The 18846-nt window shown below is 72.0% G+C and carries 15 protein-coding genes; 11 read left to right on the top strand and 4 right to left on the bottom strand.

The features are described from left to right. Window positions 1-20 precede the first annotated feature (20 nt). The 6 genes from INTCA_RS07465 to INTCA_RS07490 are packed head-to-tail and all read left to right on the top strand — an operon-like array spanning window position 21 to window position 5949. On the top strand, window positions 21-971 hold the full coding sequence (locus tag INTCA_RS07465; protein WP_013492306.1) for an ABC transporter permease: 951 nt from the start codon (window positions 21-23) through the stop codon (window positions 969-971). Continuing rightward, window positions 968-1855 (top strand): ABC transporter permease, encoded by an 888-nt coding sequence (locus INTCA_RS07470; protein ID WP_013492307.1) that lies wholly within the window; start codon window positions 968-970, stop codon window positions 1853-1855. The genes INTCA_RS07465 and INTCA_RS07470 overlap by 4 nt, the downstream gene beginning before the upstream one ends. After that, window positions 1852-2841: an ABC transporter ATP-binding protein gene (locus INTCA_RS20575; protein WP_013492308.1), complete on the top strand. Its 990-nt coding sequence runs from the start codon at window positions 1852-1854 to the stop codon at window positions 2839-2841. The genes INTCA_RS07470 and INTCA_RS20575 overlap by 4 nt, the downstream gene beginning before the upstream one ends. Beyond that, window positions 2838-3683, top strand: a complete 846-nt coding sequence (locus INTCA_RS20580; RefSeq protein WP_013492309.1) for an ATP-binding cassette domain-containing protein — start codon at window positions 2838-2840, stop codon at window positions 3681-3683. The genes INTCA_RS20575 and INTCA_RS20580 overlap by 4 nt, the downstream gene beginning before the upstream one ends. Next, window positions 3680-5149 carry an aldehyde dehydrogenase family protein gene (locus INTCA_RS07485; protein WP_013492310.1) on the top strand — a complete coding sequence of 490 codons (1470 nt, stop codon included), beginning with the start codon at window positions 3680-3682 and terminating at the stop codon, window positions 5147-5149. The genes INTCA_RS20580 and INTCA_RS07485 overlap by 4 nt, the downstream gene beginning before the upstream one ends. Beyond that, entirely contained in the window at window positions 5146-5949 is an 804-nt protein-coding gene (locus tag INTCA_RS07490; RefSeq protein ID WP_013492311.1) for an SDR family NAD(P)-dependent oxidoreductase, read from the top strand. The genes INTCA_RS07485 and INTCA_RS07490 overlap by 4 nt, the downstream gene beginning before the upstream one ends. A gap of 13 nt (window positions 5950-5962) precedes the next feature. Here INTCA_RS07490 and INTCA_RS07495 read toward each other — a convergent pair whose 3' ends face one another. From INTCA_RS07495 to INTCA_RS07510, 4 genes are read right to left on the bottom strand one after another with little or no spacing between them, the layout of a single operon-like run. Continuing rightward, entirely contained in the window at window positions 5963-7342 is a 1380-nt protein-coding gene (locus tag INTCA_RS07495; RefSeq protein WP_013492312.1) for a guanine deaminase, read from the bottom strand. Further along, window positions 7339-8178 carry a xanthine dehydrogenase accessory protein XdhC gene (gene xdhC, locus INTCA_RS07500; protein ID WP_013492313.1) on the bottom strand — a complete coding sequence of 280 codons (840 nt, stop codon included), beginning with the start codon at window positions 8176-8178 and terminating at the stop codon, window positions 7339-7341. Before xdhC ends, INTCA_RS07495 begins: the two co-directional genes overlap by 4 nt. Next, on the bottom strand, window positions 8175-10556 hold the full coding sequence (locus tag INTCA_RS07505) for a xanthine dehydrogenase molybdopterin binding subunit (protein WP_013492314.1): 2382 nt from the start codon (window positions 10554-10556) through the stop codon (window positions 8175-8177). Before INTCA_RS07505 ends, xdhC begins: the two co-directional genes overlap by 4 nt. Next, window positions 10553-12232, bottom strand: coding sequence for a xanthine dehydrogenase small subunit (locus INTCA_RS07510; protein ID WP_013492315.1), 1680 nt, complete (start codon window positions 12230-12232; stop codon window positions 10553-10555). The genes INTCA_RS07505 and INTCA_RS07510 overlap by 4 nt, the downstream gene beginning before the upstream one ends. 257 nt (window positions 12233-12489) lie before the next feature. Between INTCA_RS07510 and INTCA_RS07515 the strand changes: the two genes are divergently transcribed. The 5 genes from INTCA_RS07515 (at window position 12490) to INTCA_RS07540 (ending at window position 18701) form a co-directional block, all read left to right on the top strand. Next, window positions 12490-12972, top strand: a complete 483-nt coding sequence (locus tag INTCA_RS07515) for a hypothetical protein (protein WP_148236525.1) — start codon at window positions 12490-12492, stop codon at window positions 12970-12972. Window positions 12973-13143: 171 nt separating this feature from the next. Then, a complete protein-coding gene (locus tag INTCA_RS07520) occupies window positions 13144-13434 on the top strand; it encodes a hypothetical protein (protein ID WP_148236527.1) in 291 nt (96 codons plus the stop codon). Between the two features lie 425 nt (window positions 13435-13859). After that, on the top strand, window positions 13860-16712 hold the full coding sequence (locus tag INTCA_RS20115) for an AAA family ATPase (RefSeq protein WP_013492318.1): 2853 nt from the start codon (window positions 13860-13862) through the stop codon (window positions 16710-16712). Next, window positions 16709-17944 (top strand): McrC family protein, encoded by a 1236-nt coding sequence (locus INTCA_RS07535; protein WP_013492319.1) that lies wholly within the window; start codon window positions 16709-16711, stop codon window positions 17942-17944. Before INTCA_RS20115 ends, INTCA_RS07535 begins: the two co-directional genes overlap by 4 nt. Before the next feature lie 166 nt (window positions 17945-18110). Then, window positions 18111-18701: a DoxX family protein gene (locus INTCA_RS07540; RefSeq protein WP_013492320.1), complete on the top strand. Its 591-nt coding sequence runs from the start codon at window positions 18111-18113 to the stop codon at window positions 18699-18701. The last annotated feature ends 145 nt before the right edge of the window (window positions 18702-18846 follow it).

Consider the following 18846-nt stretch of genomic DNA (forward strand, 5'->3'; position numbering starts at 1 on the left):
CAGGGACGTCGGACGGGACCATGCTGCTGCACCTCGTCCGCAGGACCGCCGTCCTCCTGGCGAGCCTGGCGGTGAGCTCCGCCCTCGTCTTCGGTTTCATGGTTCTCCTGCCCGGAGATCCGGCTCGGGTCGCCCTGGGGGTCAACGCCTCGGAGGAGGCGGTGGGGCGGTTGCGGACCGAGTTCGGGCTCGACCGCCCGATCGTGGAGCAGTACGTCTCCTGGGTATCGGGCCTGCTCCGACTCGATCTGGGGCGGAGCTACGTCTCCCAGGTCGAGATCGCGCCGCAGATCCTCGACCGTCTGCAGGTCACGTTGTGGCTGGTCGGCTGCGCGATGGTCCTCGCCGTGGTGGTCGCCGTGCCGGTCGGGACACTGATGGCGCTGCACCACCGGCGGGTGAGCGGCCTCGTCCTCTCCGCCGTGGCACAGGTCGGGGTCGCAGTGCCGGCGTTCCTCGCCGGCATCCTGCTGATCACCGTCTTCGCGGTTCGGCTCGGCTGGCTGCCGGCCAACGGGTGGACCCCGCCGAACGAGGACCCGGTCCAGTTCCTGCGCCAGCTCGTCCTGCCGGTCCTCTCGCTCGGCCTGGTCCAAGGTGCCGTCCTCACCCGCTACGTCCGCAGCTCCGTCCTCGACGTCCAGCGGGAGGACTACATCCGCACCGCCCGGGCCAAGGGGCTGGGCCCGTTCCGGGCCTTGTGGCGCCATGGTTTCCGCAACGCGGCGATCCCGGTCGTCACGGTCCTCGCCCTGCAGCTCTCCACCCTGCTCATCGGCGCCGTCGTCGTCGAGCGGGTCTTCGTCATCCCGGGCCTGGGCAGCCTGCTCCTCGACCAGGTGTCGAACCGGGACCTCGTGTTCGTGCAGGACATCGTCATGCTGCTCGTCCTCGCGGTGCTGCTCGTGAACTTCGTCGTGGACGTCCTCTACGTGGTCATCGACCCGCGGCTGCGGGTGGGTCGGCCATGACGGCGCCACTCCCGGAGGCCCTCGACCCGCGCGAGGCCGCCATCGCCGGTCAGCCGCCCGTTCGCCGGCGCCCGGGCCCGAGTCTCGTGGTCGGCGCGGTCATCGTCGGCCTCGTGGTCGTCCTCGCGCTCGTGTCGTTCGTGTGGACGCCGCACGACCCGACCCTGGTCAACGCGGGAGCGCGGCTGCGCGACGTCGGCGATCCCGAGTACTGGCTCGGCAGCGACAAGTTCGGCCGCGACGTCCTCAGCCAGATCCTCGTGGGGGCCCGGACGACTCTCTTCGTCGGGGTCGTCGCCGTTGGCGTGGCCGGCCTCCTCGGCGTTCCCCTCGGGGTCGTGGCCGCGATGGCGCCGCGCTGGCTCGGCGAGCCGCTGATGCGGGGGATGGATCTGCTCCTCGCCTTCCCGGCCCTCCTGCTCGCGATCATGTTCAGCGCCGTCTACGGCGGTAGCACGCTCGTCGCCATGGTGGCCATCGGGATCGCCACGGTGCCGAGCTTCGCGCGCCTCGTGCGCAGCGGTGCCCTCCAGGTGCTCAGCAGCGAGTACGTCCTCGCCGCGCGGGCCGCCGGGCGGAGTGCCTGGGGCATCGGGCTGAAGCACGTCCTGCCCAACGTCAGCAGCCTGGTCATCGTCCAGGCGTCGGTCGCCTTCGCCATCGCGGTCCTCGCCGAGGCGGCGCTGTCCTTCCTCGGCTACGGCACGCCGCCACCGACCCCGAGCTGGGGCCGGATGCTCCAGGAGAGCCAGGAGCTGCTCTTCTCGGCGCCGCGCCTGGCGTTCGTCCCGGGCTCGGCGATCGCCCTGGCCGTCCTCGGCTTCAACCTGCTCGGTGACGGGTTGCGCGATCGCTACGACCCGCGTCTGGAGGACCGCCGATGAGCGCTGGCCCCGTCCTCGACGTGCGAGGCCTCTCGGTGAGGATCGGACGACACGGCCTCCTGCACGACCTGACCTTCTCCATCCGGAGTGGTGAGCGGGTGGGGCTGATCGGCGAGTCGGGCTCCGGGAAGTCCCTGACGAGCGTGGCGCTGCTCGGCCTGCTGCCCGAAGGGGCGCGCGTCACGGGGTCGGTGCGCCTCGCCGGGGTGGCCCACGACGTCGTCGGAGCCGGCGAGCGCGCCATGGCAAAGGTGCGGGGCAACGACGTGTCGATGGTCTTCCAGGAGCCGATGACCGCCCTCAACCCGACGATGCGCGTCGGAGCGCAGGTGGCCGAGACGATCCTGATCCACGGTGGTCGGGGTCGGCGACCCGAAGCCGGGCGGGGCGCGGTCCGCGAGCGGGTGGTCACCCTCCTCGACCAGGTCGGGCTCCCGACGCCGGCGGAGCTCGCCCGGGCCTACCCGCACCAGCTCTCGGGCGGCCAGCGCCAGCGCGTCGTCGTGGCCATCGCCCTGGCGAACGACCCGGAGCTGCTCGTCTGTGACGAGCCGACGACCGCCCTCGACGTGACGGTGCAGGCCAAGGTGCTCGACCTCATCGTCCGGGGCGTCGAGGCCCGCCGGGCGGCGCTGCTCCTCGTCACCCACGACCTGCCCGTCGTCGCCACGGCCTGCGAGCGCGTCCTCGTCATGTACGGCGGCCGGATCGTCGAGGCCGGCGCGGTGGCGGAGGTCTTCACCCGCCCCCGCCACCGCTACACCGAGGGACTGCTCGGGGCGTCGGACCTCGAGAGTGCGCCCCGTGGGAAGCCGCTCTCGACGATCCCCGGCTCGGTCCCGCCCGCTGGTGCCTTCCCGGAGGGCTGCGTCTTCCGCACCCGCTGCGCGCACGCCACGACCGAGTGCGCGGTCCAGCCGCCGTGGAGCAGTGCCGACCCCGGCCACGGCCACGCGTGTGTGCACCCGGCGGGAGTCGCGCCATGAGTGCGTCGATCGTCGTGCGGGACGTCGTGCGTCACTACCGACGTCCGCGGACGTCCTTGCTGCGCAAGAGTCCTCCGGTCGAGGCGGTCAAAGGAGTCAGCTTCGAGGTCGGTCGGGGCGAGCGGTTCGGCATCGTCGGGGAGTCCGGGTCCGGCAAGTCGACGCTGCTGCGTCTCATCGCGGCTCTCGACCGCCCGACGAGCGGGGAGATCCTCATCGAGGGCATGGACGTCACCGGTCGCCGCGAGCGCGACCTGCGGTTCGTCCGGTCGCAGCTGCAGGTCGTCTTCCAGGACCCGATGGGGTCGCTCGACCCACGGATGCGCGTCCGCGACATCGTCGCCGAGCCGCTCGTCGCCCAGGGGGACGAGACCGGGGGCGACCGGGACGCCCGGGAAGCCCGGGTCCTCGAGCTCCTCCAGGCGGTGGGACTTTCTGGCCAGGCCGCAGATCGGTTCCCGCACCAGTTCTCCGGCGGTCAGCGGCAGCGGATCTCCATCGCCCGGGCCCTCGCGCCGCGGCCCACGATCCTGCTGGCGGACGAGCCGGTGAGCGCCCTCGACGTGTCGGTGCGCGCGCAGGTGCTCAACCTCATCACCGAGCTGGTCGACCAGCTCGGTCTGACCCTCGTCCTCGTCTCGCATGACCTGTCCGTGGTGCGCCACACGTGTGACCGTGTCGCCGTGATGTGCGCCGGTGAGATCGTCGAGATCGGCCGGACCGAGCAGGTCTACGCTGCGCCGCAGCATCCCTATACCACTCAGCTGCTGCGCGCGGCGCCGAGCATGCGACGGGCGCTGCGCGGCGGGGGCACGGCGGAGCTCGTCGGAGGTGGCTCATGACCGGACTGCACGTCCTCACCCATCCGTCCGGACTGCCCATCGGGGAGGAGTGGGTGCCCGGCGCGTCGACCGCGCCGGTGCGGTTCCCGTTCACCGGGGAGCTCGTCGCGGAGGCACCGGTGGGTTCCAGCGTGCTCGCCACCCGAGCGGTCTCGTATGCCGCTGGGCTCCGTGAGCGGGCCGCCTCCCTCCCGTCCCACGTCCGCCGTCGCGCCCTTGCTGCCGCGGCCGATGCGGTGGCGGCGCAGCGAGCGGAGTTCGAGCAGCTCCTCGTCCTCGAGACGGGCAAGCCGCTGGTGGACTGCCGCGTCGAGGTCGAGCGCACGCTGCTCACCCTGACGACGGCGGCGGAGGAGGTCGCCCGGCTGCACGGTGAGACGGTCCCGCTCGACCTGCTGCCGAGCGGCGAGGGCCTGATCGGCTTCTGGGTCCGTCGGCCCATCGGCGTCGTCGTGGGGATCGCCGGCTACAACTACCCGCTCCTGCTCGCCTCGCACAAGGTGGCGCCGGCCCTCGCGGCCGGGTGTCCCGTGGTCCTCAAGCCGGCTCCGCAGACGCCGCTGACGACGCTCTGGCTCGTGCACCTCCTGCGCGAGGCGCTCGCCGCGGCGGGTGGTCCTCGGGGGCTCGTGCAGCTCGTCACCGGCGGGGTGGACGTGGGCATGGCGCTCACGACGGACCGCCGGGTGGGGGCCGTCTCGTTCACCGGGTCCGCCGCCGTCGGCCACCGGATCGCCAGGGACGCGGCGCCGACCAAGGTGCTCCTGGAGCTCGGCTCGAACTCCGCCCTCGTCGTCGTCGAGGACGCGGACATCGACGCCGCGGCGGATGCCGTGGTGCGGGGCGGCTACTACGCCTCCGGCCAGGCCTGCATCTCGGTGCAGCGCGTCGTCGTGGTCGAGCGGGTGCGCGACGCCTTCCTCGGCGCCTTGGGGCGGCGCCTCGCCGAGATCGTCGTGGGGGATCCCCGGTCTCCCGAGACCCGGGTCTCGGCGCTGATCGACGACCCGACGACAGCGCGGGTTCGTGGCTGGGTGGAGTCGGCCGTCTCGGCCGGCGCGACCCTCGTCCAGGGCGGTGAGGTGCGCGACGGGGTGCTGCAGCCGACCGTGCTGCTCGACGTCCCGGTGGGCGAGCCGGCGTGGGCCGAGGAGGTGTTCGGGCCCGTGGTCGCGGTGCGGTCGGTGCCGTCGGTGGACGACGCCCTCGACCTCGTCAACGAGTCGCGCTACGGGCTGCACGCGAGCGTCTTCACCACGTCTCTCGAGACCGCCTTCCGGGCCATCGAGCGAATCGAGACCGGGGGCGTCGTCGTCAACGAGGTCCCGGGCTTCCGGTCCGACGTCATGCCCTACGGCGGAGTCAAGGACTCGGGAGCGGGCCGGGAGGGCCCGCGCTTCGCCATCGAGGAGCTGACGGTGACCCGGATGGCGATCATCCGCCCGAGCACGCGGACCCGGCCATGAGCATGCCGCCGTCGTCCGAGGTCCCGGTGGGCACGGACTACAGCCGCCTCTTCCGGCTCGACGGGAGACGGGCGGTCGTCGTCGGCGCGGGCAGCGGGATCGGACGCGAGAGCGCCCTCGCGCTGGCGGCGTACGGTGCGCGCGTCGTCTGCGCCGACCGCGATCTGGAGGCCGCCGAGGCGACGGCCCGGCTCGGTCCCGACCTCTCGGCCTACCGCCTGGACGTCCTCGACGGTGACGCCGTCCGCCGCGCGTCGGCCGAGCTCGGCGTCGTGGACGTCCTCGTGGACTCCGCAGCAACGAACGTCCGCAAGCACCTCCTCGACTACTCGGACGACGACTTCGACCGGGTCGTCAACCTCAACCTGAGGGCGGCGTTCCAACTGCTCCGGGCCTTCGGGTCGGGCATGGCCGCTCGCGGGCGGGGCAGCATCATCGCCTTCAGCTCCATCCGCGCGGTCACCGTCGAGCCCGGCCAGGGTGTCTACGCCGCGACGAAGGCCGGACTCGTCCAGCTGTTGCGCGCCGCCGCGGCCGAGCTCGGGCCCCGCGGCGTGCGCGTCAACGCGATCGCCCCCGGGGTGGTGGCGACGCCGCTCACGGCCCCGATCCGGGCCGTGCCGGAATGGGCGGAGGCCTACGCGGCCAAGAGCGCCCTCGGTCGGTGGTCCCGCCCGGACGAGCTCGCCGGCGCGGTCGTCTACCTCGCGTCGGACGCGTCGTCGTTCGTCACCGGCACCCAGCTGTTCGTCGACGGCGGCTGGACCGCCATCGACGGTCGGTACACCCCCCCGACGTGAGCTCCACCCGCGGTCACTCGAGCCGGTCGTGGGGGTGGCTGTGCCTCTGGTGACGCGCGAGGTGAGTGGTAGGTGAGGCGCGAGGCGATGGGCACACGATGCTGACCTGCTGGCCGCCGACCCAGACCCCACCGAGATCGGCAGGAGTCGTGAGCGTCAGGGCCCGGCCCAGGGCATCCTCAGCCGAGGCCGCGTGCCGCAACCCGACGTCCAATGGATCGCCGCGTCGCGGCCGGACCCAGACCGCGTCGAACTGCTTGCCCACGCTGAGGTCTCCGACCTCGTCGCCCAGCCCCAGGGCCTCGGCGCCGGACCGGGTCGCGAGATGGAGCAGGTCCGGGGCGGTCAGGGGCAGCCCCTCGGTGCCGAGGAGGCGTTGGGTGAGGTATGCCTGCAAAGCCTCCTTGAACAGGGAGAAGCCCGTGCCTGCGCCGACGTCCGACCCGAGAGCCACGCGGACACCGTGCTCGACATGGCGCCGGAGCGGGAAGAGGCCGCTGCCGAGGGCGGCGTTGCTCGAGGGGCAGTGGGCCACGGCCGACCCCCGGGCGGACAGGAGCGTCAGCTCCGGAGTGGTGGTGTGGACGTTGTGCGCCAGTACGGTGTGTGGGCCGACGAGGCCGTGCCGGTCATAGGTGTCGACGTAGTTGTCGGCTGTCCTGAAGAGCGCGGCGACCGCGGCAACCTCGGCGTTGCTCTCGTTGACATGGGACGTGAACAAGGCCCCGTCGACGTCGGTGAGCACCGACGAGCACGCGGCGAGCAGGGCGTCGCTGGCCGAGTAGGAGAAACGCGGGGTGACGGCGTACCGGGCCAGTCCGGTGCGGTGCCAGCGGCGGGCGAGGTGGAGGGACTCCTCGTAGTACCGGTCCGGGGTGGTCAGCAGCGCCCGGGGGAGGGCACGGTCACTGGCCACCAGCCCGGCTGCGACGCGCACGCCTGCCCTCGCGGCCGCCTCGAAGAAGGCGTCCACCGCGCCCGCGAAGTGCGACCCGAAGACGAGAGCCGTCGTCGTTCCCGCAGCGACGAGCCCGTGGACGAACTCGGCGGCGACGCCACGGGCGTAGTCGACCGACTCGAGTCGGGCCTCCTCCGGCAGGGCGCACTCCTCGAGCCACTGGAGGAGCGGCATGCCGAGTGCCCCGAGCACCCGGACCTGCGGGTAGTGGACATGGGCGTCGACCAGCCCCGGAAGCACCAGTCCCTCGCGGAGGTCCACCACCTCGTGGTGCCCACCCGAGGGAAGCCCGCCCACGACGTCCGCGAAGGCGCCGCGTGCAGTCACCATGCCGCCCTCGACGAGCAGAGCGGCATCCGGCTGCGCGCGAAGCCGGACCGTGCCGACGACCTCGTCGCCGGGAGTGTCGAGGACGGTCCCTCGGAAGATGGTCACTGCGGCTCTCTCGTCGTGCGCCGCGATCGCGCGGCCACGGCGTCCTCCTCGAAGGTGCGCACGAGCCCCGTGGCGACCCCGATGGCCACGGTGGCCGGGTCCTTGCCGCGGAGCTCGGGCAGGCCGATGGGCGAACGGATGCGTGCGACCGTGCTGGGGGAGTGGCCCTCGCGGGCGAGCATCGCCTGGAAGCGACGCCACTTCGACGCAGAGCCGATGAGGCCGATCGACCCGAGGTGGCCGCACCGGAGCGCGGCGTCGCAGAGCGCCGCGTCCTCGGCGTGGTCGTGCGTCATGACGAGCACATGGGTGCCGCGGGGCACCTCGCCGAGGACGAGCTCGGGCACCGGCGCGGGGTGGAGCTGGACGGACGCCACTGCGTCGTCGAGCGGCTGGAGCCGGCCCGGCTGGAGGAGGCCGGGGCGCGAGTCGACGAGATGGAGATCGATGTCGTGACGCGCGAGGATGCGGGCCAGCTCCAGCCCGACGTTGCCCATCCCGAAGATCACCACTGATGGCACGACGTCGAGCGGCTCCAGCAGCACCGAGACCTCGCCGCCGCAGCACTGCAGACCGTGCTCGCTGGGGGCCTTGTCGCTCAGCGAGACCGCCAGGGTCTCCGGGGAGCGGCTTCCCGCGCCGATCAGCGCGCGCGCCCGGGCGACGGCAGTGGCCTCGAGGTTGCCCCCGCCGATGGTGTCCCAGACGTCGTCCTCGGCCACGACCATCTTGGCGCCCGCCTCGCGAGGAGCGTGGCCCCGCACTGCGCTCACCGTGACGAGCACGCCGGGGCGGCGGGTTGCTCGCAGGTGCTCGACGGCCCGGAGCCAGTTCATGTCCGGACCCGGCCCGTTCCGGCCGGAACTGCCGGGGGAGCCGGCGAGCCGTCGTCGGGAGGGAGCCCAGCGGCATCCGGCATGGGGGACGTCGGGACGACCCCGCGCGGCCCACTTCGCGCGAGCTCGACGGCCCAGTAGACGGCCTCCGGCGTGGCAGGGGAGGCCAGGTCGACGGCGACCCCGGGGCGGCCGAACGCCGCCGCGGCCTGTCGCAGCGCCTCGCGGACCGAGAAGGCGAGCATGAGTGGCGGCTCACCGACGGCCTTGGAGCCGTACACGACGCCGTCCTCGTGGGCGTCGCTGAGGAGCGTGACGTTGAAGACGTCCGGCATCTCCGAGAAGGACGGGAGCTTGTACGTGCTGGCCGCCTGGGTCGTGATGCGGCCGCGCGTCGGGCCGTCACCTTCGTCCCAGCGCAGGTCCTCGAGGGTGAGCCACCCGACGCCCTGGACGAACGCGCCCTCGACCTGGCCGAGGTCGACGACCGGGTTGAGGCTGTCGCCGACGTCGTGGACGATGTCGACCCGGCGGGTCCGGTAGGTGCCGGTGAAGCCGTCGACCTCGACCTCCGCCGCCGCGGCGCCGTAGGCGAAGTACTTGAACGGGGAGCCGTGCACCGTCGAGGCGTCCCACGCCAGGCCCTCGGTCCGGTAGTAGCCGGCCGCCCACAGCTGCACCCGCGCGAGGTAGGCCTTGGCCACGAGCTCCTCCCACGGGAGCTCCTGGCCACCCGCGACCAGAGCGAGGCGCGCCCGGATCTGCTCACAGGCGTCCTTGACCGCGCCGCCGTTGAGGTCAGCGCCAGAGCTCGCGGCGGTCGCCGACGTGTTGGGGACCTTGTCCGTGCGGGTCGGGGCCAGGCGCACCCGGGAGAGGGGAACGCCGAGAGCCGTCGCGGCCACCTGGATCATCTTGGTGTGCAGGCCCTGCCCCATCTCCGTCCCACCGTGGTTGATGAGCACCGAGCCGTCCTTGTAGACATGGACGAGGGCCCCGGCCTGGTTGAGCGGGGTGAAGTTGAACGAGATCCCGAACTTGACCGGCGTCACCGCCAACGCGCGCTTGCTGGTGGCGTGGGCCGCGTTGAACGTCGCGACCTCCGCCCGGCGACGGTCGAGCTCGGCGCTCGCACCGAGCGTGTCCCAGACGCGGACGAGGCGATCTGGGTGACGGACCTCCTGCCCGTACGGGGTCGTCTGGCCCGCCGTGTAGAAGTTCCGACGGCGCAGCTCGTGCGGCTCGACCCCCAGCTGCGGGGCGCAGCGACCGAGGATGTCCTCGATGATCAGCATGCCCTGCGGGCCGCCGAAACCACGAAATGCCGTCTGGGACGTCTTGTGGGTCAAGGCGATCCGGCCGTGGACGCTGACGTTCGGGATGAAGTAGGCGTTGTCGACGTGGCAGAGGGCCCGGGCCAGGACGGCCTCCGACAGGTCGAGGCTCCACCCGCCGTCCGCCGTCAGGATCGCGGCCAGTGCGGTCAGGTGGCCCTCCTCGTCGAACCCGACGCGCCAGGCGGCGTGGAAGCCGTGGCGCTTGCCCGTCATCGTCACGTCCTGGGGTCGGGTGAGCCGGACCCGGACCGGACGGCCGGTGAGGGTGGCGCCGAGCGCTGCCACGGCGGCGAAGCCGTGCGACTGCACCTCCTTGCCCCCGAAGGCACCGCCCATCCGAAGGCACTGCACCGTGACCGCGTGGTCGGGCAGGCCGAGGACGTGGGCCACGATCCCCTGCGTCTCACTCGGGTGCTGGGTGCTGCTGTGGACGAGGACCTGCCCTGCCTCGTCGACGACGGCGATCGAGGCGTGTGTCTCGAGGTAGAAGTGCTCCTGGCCGGCGACCTCGATCTCTCCGCTGAAGATGTGGGCTGCGTGCTCGAGGGCCGCGTCGACGTCGCCGCGGTGGAGGTGCCGAGCGGCGCCCTGGAAGGACCCGGCGGCGATGGCCTCGCCCAGGGTGACGATCGCCGGAAGCGGGTCGTAGTCCACGCCGTCAGCGGCGATGGCTGCAGCACCGAGCCGGGCGGCCTCGAGCGTCTCGCCCAGCACCCAGCAGACGGCGTGACCGTGGTGCATCACCTCGATGGGGAAGAGCGGCTGGTCCCCCGTGACGCCGGAGTCGTTGCGGCCGGGCATGTCCTCGGCCGTGAGCACGCGAGCGACGCCGGGCACGGCCAGGGCCACGCTGGGGTCGAGGCGCGTGACGAGGGCATGGGCGTGCGGTGCCTGGACCGGGTGGGCGTGCAGGACCCCGGGAAAGCGTCCGACCAGGTCGTCCGTGTAGAGGGCGGCCCCCGTGACGTGGAGTGCGGCCGACTCGTGCGGCACCGGGAGGCCGACCGACGCGTCGCGGGGTCGCTCCGACGGCGAGCTCATCGGGTCACCTCCGCGGCGGCGGGCTGCCCGGGGTGGGGGTGGTCGGCGTGGAGCCGCAGCAGGGACGTGCCGAGCATCGCGGTCCGGTAGGCGGCACTGGCCCGGTGGTCGTCCAGCGGAGTCCCCTCGGCACGCAGGACGGTCGCGGCGACGGCCACGGTGTCCCGCTCCCAGGGCTGCCCCTCGAGGGCGGCCTCCGTCGAGCGAGCCCGGATGCAGGTCTCGGCCACGCCGCCCAGTCCGATGCGGGCCCTGGTCACCACCCCGTCCTCGACCTCGACGGCCGCGGCGACAGCGACGCTGGAGATGTCGTCGAATCGGCGTTTGGCGATCTTCTGGAAGCCGGTGACGGTGCTGAGCGGCACCGGGATGCGGACGGCCCGGATGAGCTCACCGGGCCGCTTTGCCGTCTGTCGGTAGCCGGTGAAGAACTCGGCGAGTGGCAGCTCACGCTCGGACTCGCGGGAGATGAGGACGACCGACGCCTCGAGAGCGAGGAGCACGGGGGCGGCGTCGCCGACGGGGGAGGCCGTGGCCAGGTTTCCGCCGAGCGTCGCACTGTTGCGGATCAGTCGCGACGCGAACTGCGGGACGAGGTCCGCGAGAAGTGGCACCCGACCCGCGAGAGCGGCCTCGATCTCCGAGAACGTGAGGCCCGCTCCGAGCTCGATCATCTCGGCGCCGACCCGGAGGGTCCGCAGCTCGGGCACGCGGTCGATCCCGATGACGACGCTGGGGCGCGCCGCCCGCAGGTTGACCTCGACCCCCCAGTCGGTCCCGCCGGCGACGACCACCGCATCCTCGTGGGCCTCCAGGAGCTCCAGCGCCTCGGCGACGCTGGTCGCCCGGGCGTACGCGCCGCCCCGGCTGCCGGTGCGGGTGCGGCGGAGGGCTGGGGCCGGGCGGTCTCGCCGAGCGGCCCAGACGTCCTGCTCGGAGGGTTCGCCCAGCGCGAACGCCGCGTCGCGGATGGCGCGGTACCCCGTGCATCGGCAGAGGTTGCCCGCCAGGGCCTCCAGGTCGAAGCCGTCGGTGCTCCCCCGGTAGTACTCCGCAGCCATGCTGCACACGAAACCGGGGGTGCAGTAGCCGCACTGGGAGGCTCCCCCAAGGGCCATCACGCGCTGGACGGGATGAAGGGCGTCGGGCGTCCCGAGCCCCTCGCTCGTGAGGATCTCCTGGCCGTCCAGGGAGGCCGCCGGGACGAGGCAGGAGGTGACGGCCGTCCATTGCGAGCGGCCAGGGGCAGTGGGGTCGTTCGCAGGGAGGTCGTTGGGAGGGAGGTCGTTGGGAGGGAGGTCGTTCGCAGGGAGGTCCTTGGGAGGGAGGTCGTTCGCAGGGAGGAACTCATCGGCACGGACCAGGTCAGGCACGGGCCGGAGAACGAGCACCGCGCAGGCGCCGCACTCACCCTCGGCGCAGCCCTCCTTCGCCCCGGTCAACCCCTGCTCGCGGAGCCAGTCCAGGGCGGAGGTGTGCGCCGTCGTCCCCTCGAGCGAGACGGTCCGACCGTTCACGGTCACGGCGGCGGTCGTCGCGGTCCTCGTGGGGGTCACGGGGGTCACGGGGGTCACGGGGGTCACGGGGGTCACGGGGGTCACGGGGGTCACGGGGGTCACGGGGGTCGTGGTGTGGGCACCGACGCCCGCGGGGAGGGCCTCGTCCACGGATCCCATCGTCCCCTCCTCCAAGCGCCGCGCGCGCCGCAACCGGTCCCGGCCATGACGGTCGGCCTGTCGGCATGGTTGCGGTTGGCTCCGAACCCGCTGGTCATCCATGCAGAACCGCGGCTCGGGGTGTCTTCGATCGTACGTCGCAGAGCCGCGCTCGGAAGCGGTTTCCGGGCGCTCTGGCCCGGCCCCGCCTCGTGGTGGGTCGAGGGGCTGTGGACAAGTCGCACGCGGCTGGGTGCGGGCGGGCCATGCTGCCGTCCATGACGACAGGGGAGCCGACCGAACAGACCGCACCCAGGCGAGGGCGCCAGGCCTTCCAGAGCCTGCCGGGCGACTGGGCGCGCCGTCCGATGACCGACCCCGACCTGTTCGAGGGGGTGGTCGACCTGGCGGTGCTCGAGGCCTTCCGTGCCGTCGGTGGTCTCGCGCTGCTCCTCTGCCATGGCGACGGACGACTCATGCAGCCACTCACCCTGGAGAGCGTCAACGCGGCCTCACCTCCAGCTCGGGCCGAGTCCATCCTGCGCGAGGTCCTCCTCGACGTGGCCCGCGGCGGCGCACCGGCTGTCGTCATCGTCATCGCCCGACCGGGCTCCGCGACGCCGACCGAGCACGACCTCGCCCTGCGGCAGGCCTTCGTCGGGGCCTGTGGCGCGAGTGGGCTGGCGCTGCTCGGGGTGGCGGTCGCCGTCCCCGGGTCCGTCTCGACGCTGCCCTGCCCGTCCGAGACCGAGGCTGCCTGACCACCCACGGCGGGCAGGCCGGTACGGTCGGGTCCGACCGGGCCACGGCCCGTCGAGAGAGCTGAGGAGAACCGAATGTCCCGTCCCGCCGACCACGGCCGCCGTGTGGACCGCGACCGGACGGCAACCCGTCTCTCGACCGAGATGGGATGGGCTTGGTGGCTTGGCCTTGTGCTCGTACCACTCCTGCTGAGCGTGCTCGGCCGCGGCGCGTCGGGTGGCGTGCCCAGCGTCTTCTTCTGGGCCGTGGCGGCGTACGTGGCCGGCTCGCTGGTCGCGTTCCCCGCTGCCGACCGGGTCGGTGTCCGTGAGCCGGTGCGGCGGGCGGTTCCCGGGCCCGCGTGGCGGGCGGTGCCCCCAGCCGCGGCAGTACCGGGGGAGGCCTCACCATGCGACCCGTCGGCTCCGTCGCTTCCCGGCGACAGCCCGGCTGCGACGACCCCGGTGACCGGGCTCTCGTGAAGGCGCTCCTGCCCGCCGGTGCTGCGTTCGCTGGTTTCCTCATCACGTGGGTCACGTCGATGCGGGTCGTCCACCGGAGGGGTCCGGAGGACGCTCGCGGCCCCGCCGAGGCAGCAGTGGACGGGTCTCCTGACCGCGAATGGGTCGTCACCGTGCCCGTCCCCGCAGCGCCGGACCGAGACCTCGAGGACCCAGCCGCAAGCGGACCCCGCCGATCATGAGCGGCCAGCCCAGCGGCATACTCGATGAATTGTCCCGAAGGCCGCACCGGTGCCTCGTCACCGGTCCTGCCCACGGGCAAAGCGGGATGTTTCTTCGTTTCCTCCGTACAGCACCGGCAGGTAACCTAGCCCGCGGTCCTGCACGTACCTCCACGTGTGCAGCAGCAAGAACGTCCCGGCCCCCGGGGCGTACGAGGGAGCACCATGACACGTACTGACAGCGTCGACGTCAAGCGTTGGCGCGCGAAGTACGCGCTCATCGAGCGAGCAGCCGAGGCCGACCAGGACGCCAAGGCCCTGTTCGCCGAGATGGACGCGGAGCGCACAGCGCGCAACGACGAGCTGCGAGAGATCCTCGCGGACCTCGTCGCCTCAGGCGACCTGATGGCGTTCAAGGAGTCCCTCGGCCACTGGGCGCGCAAGGACGGCCCCTACGTCGGCTTCAGCGCAGTGGGCGGGCCGTGGGTGGCCGCCCTGGTGCGACGCAGCGAGGACGAGCACGCTGAGGTGATCGAGCTGCTCGCGAACGCTCTGCAGACGCCCGCCTCGCCCCAGGACGCGGCGGACAAGCTCCATGCCGTCGATGCCTTCCTCGCCCGCTCCGGCTCACGCGGTCAGCGCAGCCCGAGCCCGGCCCACACCGCCTACGTGCTCTCCCTCTTCTGGTCGACCGACGACGGCGGCGAGTGGCCCGTCATGTGGGAGAACGCTCCGCACATGCTCCAGCGGCTCGGCTGGCTCGAACGCGGCCTGTCCCACGCCGAGCGTTACGTCGCCTTCGCCGCCCTCTGCGCGGCGCTCCGTCCGGATGACCCCCGCTACGCATCGCGGATCCTCTGGTGGTTCAAGGAGGCACAGGCCTTCGTCGGTATCGCGCCGAAGGCCATCGACGTGTGTGTCGAGGCCGCCGAGCTGGCCGCCGAGTACCGCCCCGCCACCGGCTACGCCAGCGAGCGGCACGAGGAGCGCGCCGCCGACCTCGCCCGGCAGCTGCGCGGGGAGGCCGACCACCTCTCCGACAGCCTCATCGAGCGGCTGTCGGCGGAGACCGGGCTCTACCTCGAGGCGCCGACGCTCGCGTTGCAGCAGCACGCGGTCGACGACTCGCCCTACCGCGCCGACCTCTACGCCTCGTGGATCCTCGTCGGAGGGGCCGGCGCGCCCGGCTTCCGGCTCTGGGTCACCCCCGCGGGGGTCGGCTTCGGCCTGCACGGCGGCTGGGAGGGCGAGGGCGACGACCAGCACCGCGAGGTCGGAGCGCTGCTCCAGGGGCACCTGCCGCGCGGCATCAGCTTCCTGCGGGTCCACGACGACGGACGTGCGGCTGCCGAGGGCCTGATCGAGCCAGTCGGACGGGACTACCCCGGGGGCGAGACCTTCGTCGGGAAGTGGTGGAAGGACGGCGCCGCCCTCGGCCGCGCCGACTTCGCCGACGACATCGCTGCGACGGCTCGTGCGCTCACCCCGCTCCTGCGGTTCATCTCGTCCAGCCAGCGCGGCGGGGGCGACGACCCGAGCGTCGAGCTGACGGTGATGGCCGACCTCGAGTCCGAGGTCGAGATCTTCAAGACCGAGCGGCCCTATCCGAACGAGCGTGATGCCTGGCACCAGGAGCAGCGGCGTGTCTTCTCCACCGCCCTGTCCCGCGAAGGGCTCGAGACCTTCGACCTCCCGACGTTCAAGCGGATCGTGTCGACCCGTGGCTACGGGGACATCGGCGCCCAGTCCGTGCTGATCAGCTCGATCAACGCGCTCGACGCCGCCGGAATCGACGAGCTGCGCCTCATGGTTCGTGAGCTGCTCTGGGCTGACGGCCGGGACGAGGAGCGGATCAACTCGGTCCTCGGTACCGACGACCTGCCGGTCCAGGGGTTCAGCGAGAGCGTCGTCATGAAGCTCTTCGCCATCGCGCACCCCGAGCACTGGCTGCCGCTCTTCACCCTGGCCGGCGAGTCGGGCAAGATCGCCATGCTCGCCCGCCTCGGGGGCCCCGCCCGCTGGACCGAGGGCAAGTCCCGGGGCCGCATGCACGTGGAGACCAACGCGCTCCTCCGGCAGGTGCTCGACCCGCTGTTGGCCGACGACCCGTGGGGCCAGGCCCAGCTCGCCTACTGGCTCATGCGCCGGTCGGACAAGGCGCTCATGCCGGACCACGACGCGCTCGGCGAGGCGGCCAAGGAGCTGCTCATCGACGAGGCGTTCCTGCGTGAGATCCGCTCCCTGCTGGAGGAGAAGAAGCAGGTCATCTTCTACGGCCCGCCCGGGACGGGAAAGACCTACCTCGCCCAGCGCCTGGCGCTGGCCCTCCAGCCCGACCCCGCCAAGCGCGACATCGTCCAGTTCCACCCGAGCAGCTCCTACGAGGACTTCTTCGAGGGCTTCCGACCGCAGATCGACCACCAGGGGCAGATGGTGTACGAGCTGCGCAAGGGTCCGCTCGCCCTGCTCGCGGAAGCCGCCGAGGCCGACCCGCTCACGCCGCACATCATGATCATCGACGAGATCAACCGCGCGAACCTGCCGCGCGTGTTCGGCGAGCTGCTCTTCCTGCTGGAGTACCGGTCGCACTCCGTCAAGACGTCCTACCGCCCTGACGAGGGCTTCGAGCTGCCCCCCAACCTCTACTTCATCGGCACGATGAACACGGCTGACCGCTCGATCGCCCTCGTCGACGCCGCGCTGCGTCGCCGGTTCGACTTCGTTCCGTTCATGCCGCACGACGGGCCGATGGAGGGCCTGCTGCGTCGCTGGCTCGAGGCCCACGACGGACCGGTGTGGGTCGCGGACCTCGTCGACCGGGTCAACGAGGACCTGCGGCGCGCGCTGCGTGGCCCGCACCTGCAGATCGGCCACTCGTACTTCATGCGGCCGGGTCTCGATGGAGACGAGGCCACGCTCCGCCGGATCTGGGACTACAACGTCTACCCCTTCATCGAGGACCAGCTCTACGGCCGGGAGCACGAGCTGGCCCAGTTCCGCTGGGAGAACGTCCGGGCTCGCTACGGTCAGTTCGACCTCGCCATCCCGTCCGGCCCCCACGCGACCCCGACATCGTGACGATCGAGCTCCCCCCCATCGCGGAGCACGGTCGGTCCGGACCCGTCCGTCTCGACCGTCAGACCCGGGCCGCCCTCGTGGCGGCCGCGGGGGAACGGCTCGTCATCCACGCCACGGCCGATCCGGACGTCGTGACGATCGGCGCGACGAGCTGGGTCGGCGCGCTGGCGGTGCCCGGTCTCGTGGTGCGGGTCATGCCGCGTGTCTCGGTGTCCAACTTCTTCGCCATGTTGAGTGCCGGGGTCTCCCCGGAGCAGTTCGAGCACGAGCAGGTCACGTGGTCCGACACCGACGAGCTCGTCGACGGAGTGGCCTACTTTGCGATCCGGCTCATCGATGCAGCCACCATGCGCGGGCTGGTGCACGGCTACGTCGGGCGTGAGGAGCAGCTGCGGACGATCCGAGGGCGCCTGCTCGTGGAGGAGTTCGCCCGCCGGCCGTGGGCGGCGGCGGAGCCACGGTGCCGCTTTGACGACTTCACGGCTGACATCGCGGAGAACCAGCTGTTCCGCTGCACCCTGATGGCGATGTTGTCGTGGCCCCAGCTGGCCCCTGACGTGCGGCGCGAGGCGCTACGAGTGCTCGGCCGCTTCGACGGGGTCTGCGACACCCCGGCGACGAAGCACGCGGTCCCCGTACCGATCACCCGGCTGAACGAGCACTACGCCGACGCCATGCGGCTCTCTCGCCTCGTGCTGCAGGCCATGTCCCTGAGCCACGAGGCCGGCGACCAGCTGGCGCACAGCCTCATGGTCGACATGGACGACCTGTTCCGGCGGTGGATCGTCCAGGAGCTCGACCATCGGCTCGCCCCCGAGCTGCGGATCGACGCGGACGAGGACGTGTGGCTGGACGAGGGGCGTGCTCTGACGATGGCGCCCGACCTCATCGTCCGGCGTGGGGGACAGGTGGTGATCGTCGGGGACGCCTCCTACTCGATGGGCGCCGACGGCTACCTCGCTTCGCGCGACTACCTCAACCTCGTCGCATACACCGCGGCGATGGGCCTGCCGACCGGCCTGCTCGTGCACTGCAACACGGAGCGCGTGCCGGAGAACGAGATCGTCATCCGCAACGCGGGCACGCGCATCCTCTGCCGTCCGATCCGCCTCGACGGTTCGTACAGCGCGGTGTCGAGGTCGATGGACGCACTCGCCGATCTGGTCCGCGAGCTGGCGGAGTTCCCGGGAGAGCTCGAGGTCCCACGAATGCTTCGCACCGGCGTCCGCTGAGCGGTCTCCGCCCGGCCGGTCGCGGTCATCTCCAGCGCACCGGCCGGCAACTGACTCCTAGATCACACTGTCCGGTATTTGGGGGGTTTGAGCGCCCACTACTACACTGTGTAGTACCGACAGCAAAGGCCCTGCCGGATCACCTACACCGCGGGAGATGAGATCCATGGCCACCATCCACCACAACGAAGTCAGTCGAGTTCACGACGTCGACACCAAGCACCCAGCCGACGGCATCGTCACCTTCCAGGAGGAGATCGTCCGCTCGGCCTGGGCCCGTCGCTTCCTCGCGGTCCTCCGCCTCGTCATGGGCTGGACGTTCATCTGGGCGTTCGTCGACAAGCTCTTCGGACTCGGCTTCGCCACCCCGTCGGAGCGTTCCTGGCTCAACGGTGGCACGCCGGCCCAAGGCTTCATGAAGGGTGGCGCCGAGGGCGACAACCCATTCGGTCAGTTCTTCGCGAACATCGCCGGGCCCTGGTCCGACTGGCTGTTCATGCTCGGACTGCTCGGCATCGGTGTCGCACTCCTGGCGGGTGCCGGCCTCAAGATCGCCGCCTGGTCCGGCTCCCTCCTCCTCCTCTTCATGTACCTGGCCCAGCTGCCCTTCTACCAGGAGCGGGCCACCAACCCCATCACGGACTCCCACTGGGTCGAGGCCGTGGCCCTGATGGTCGTCGCCGCCACCTACGCGGGCGACACGTGGGGGCTCGGCAAGTGGTGGGGCCGCAAGGTCGGCAACGGCATCCTGCGGTAATCGACAGGACGTGGCCGACGGGCCAGCGCACAGCGACCGCCCTTCTCCCTGGGGGCGGTCGCTGGTTTCCATCTCCGGGACCGACCGCGGGACCGACCTCGGGACCGACCGCGGGACCGACCGCGTGACCCGGCCGGGGCCATCA

This window comes from Intrasporangium calvum DSM 43043, assembly GCF_000184685.1.
Lineage (GTDB): Bacteria > Actinomycetota > Actinomycetes > Actinomycetales > Dermatophilaceae > Intrasporangium > Intrasporangium calvum.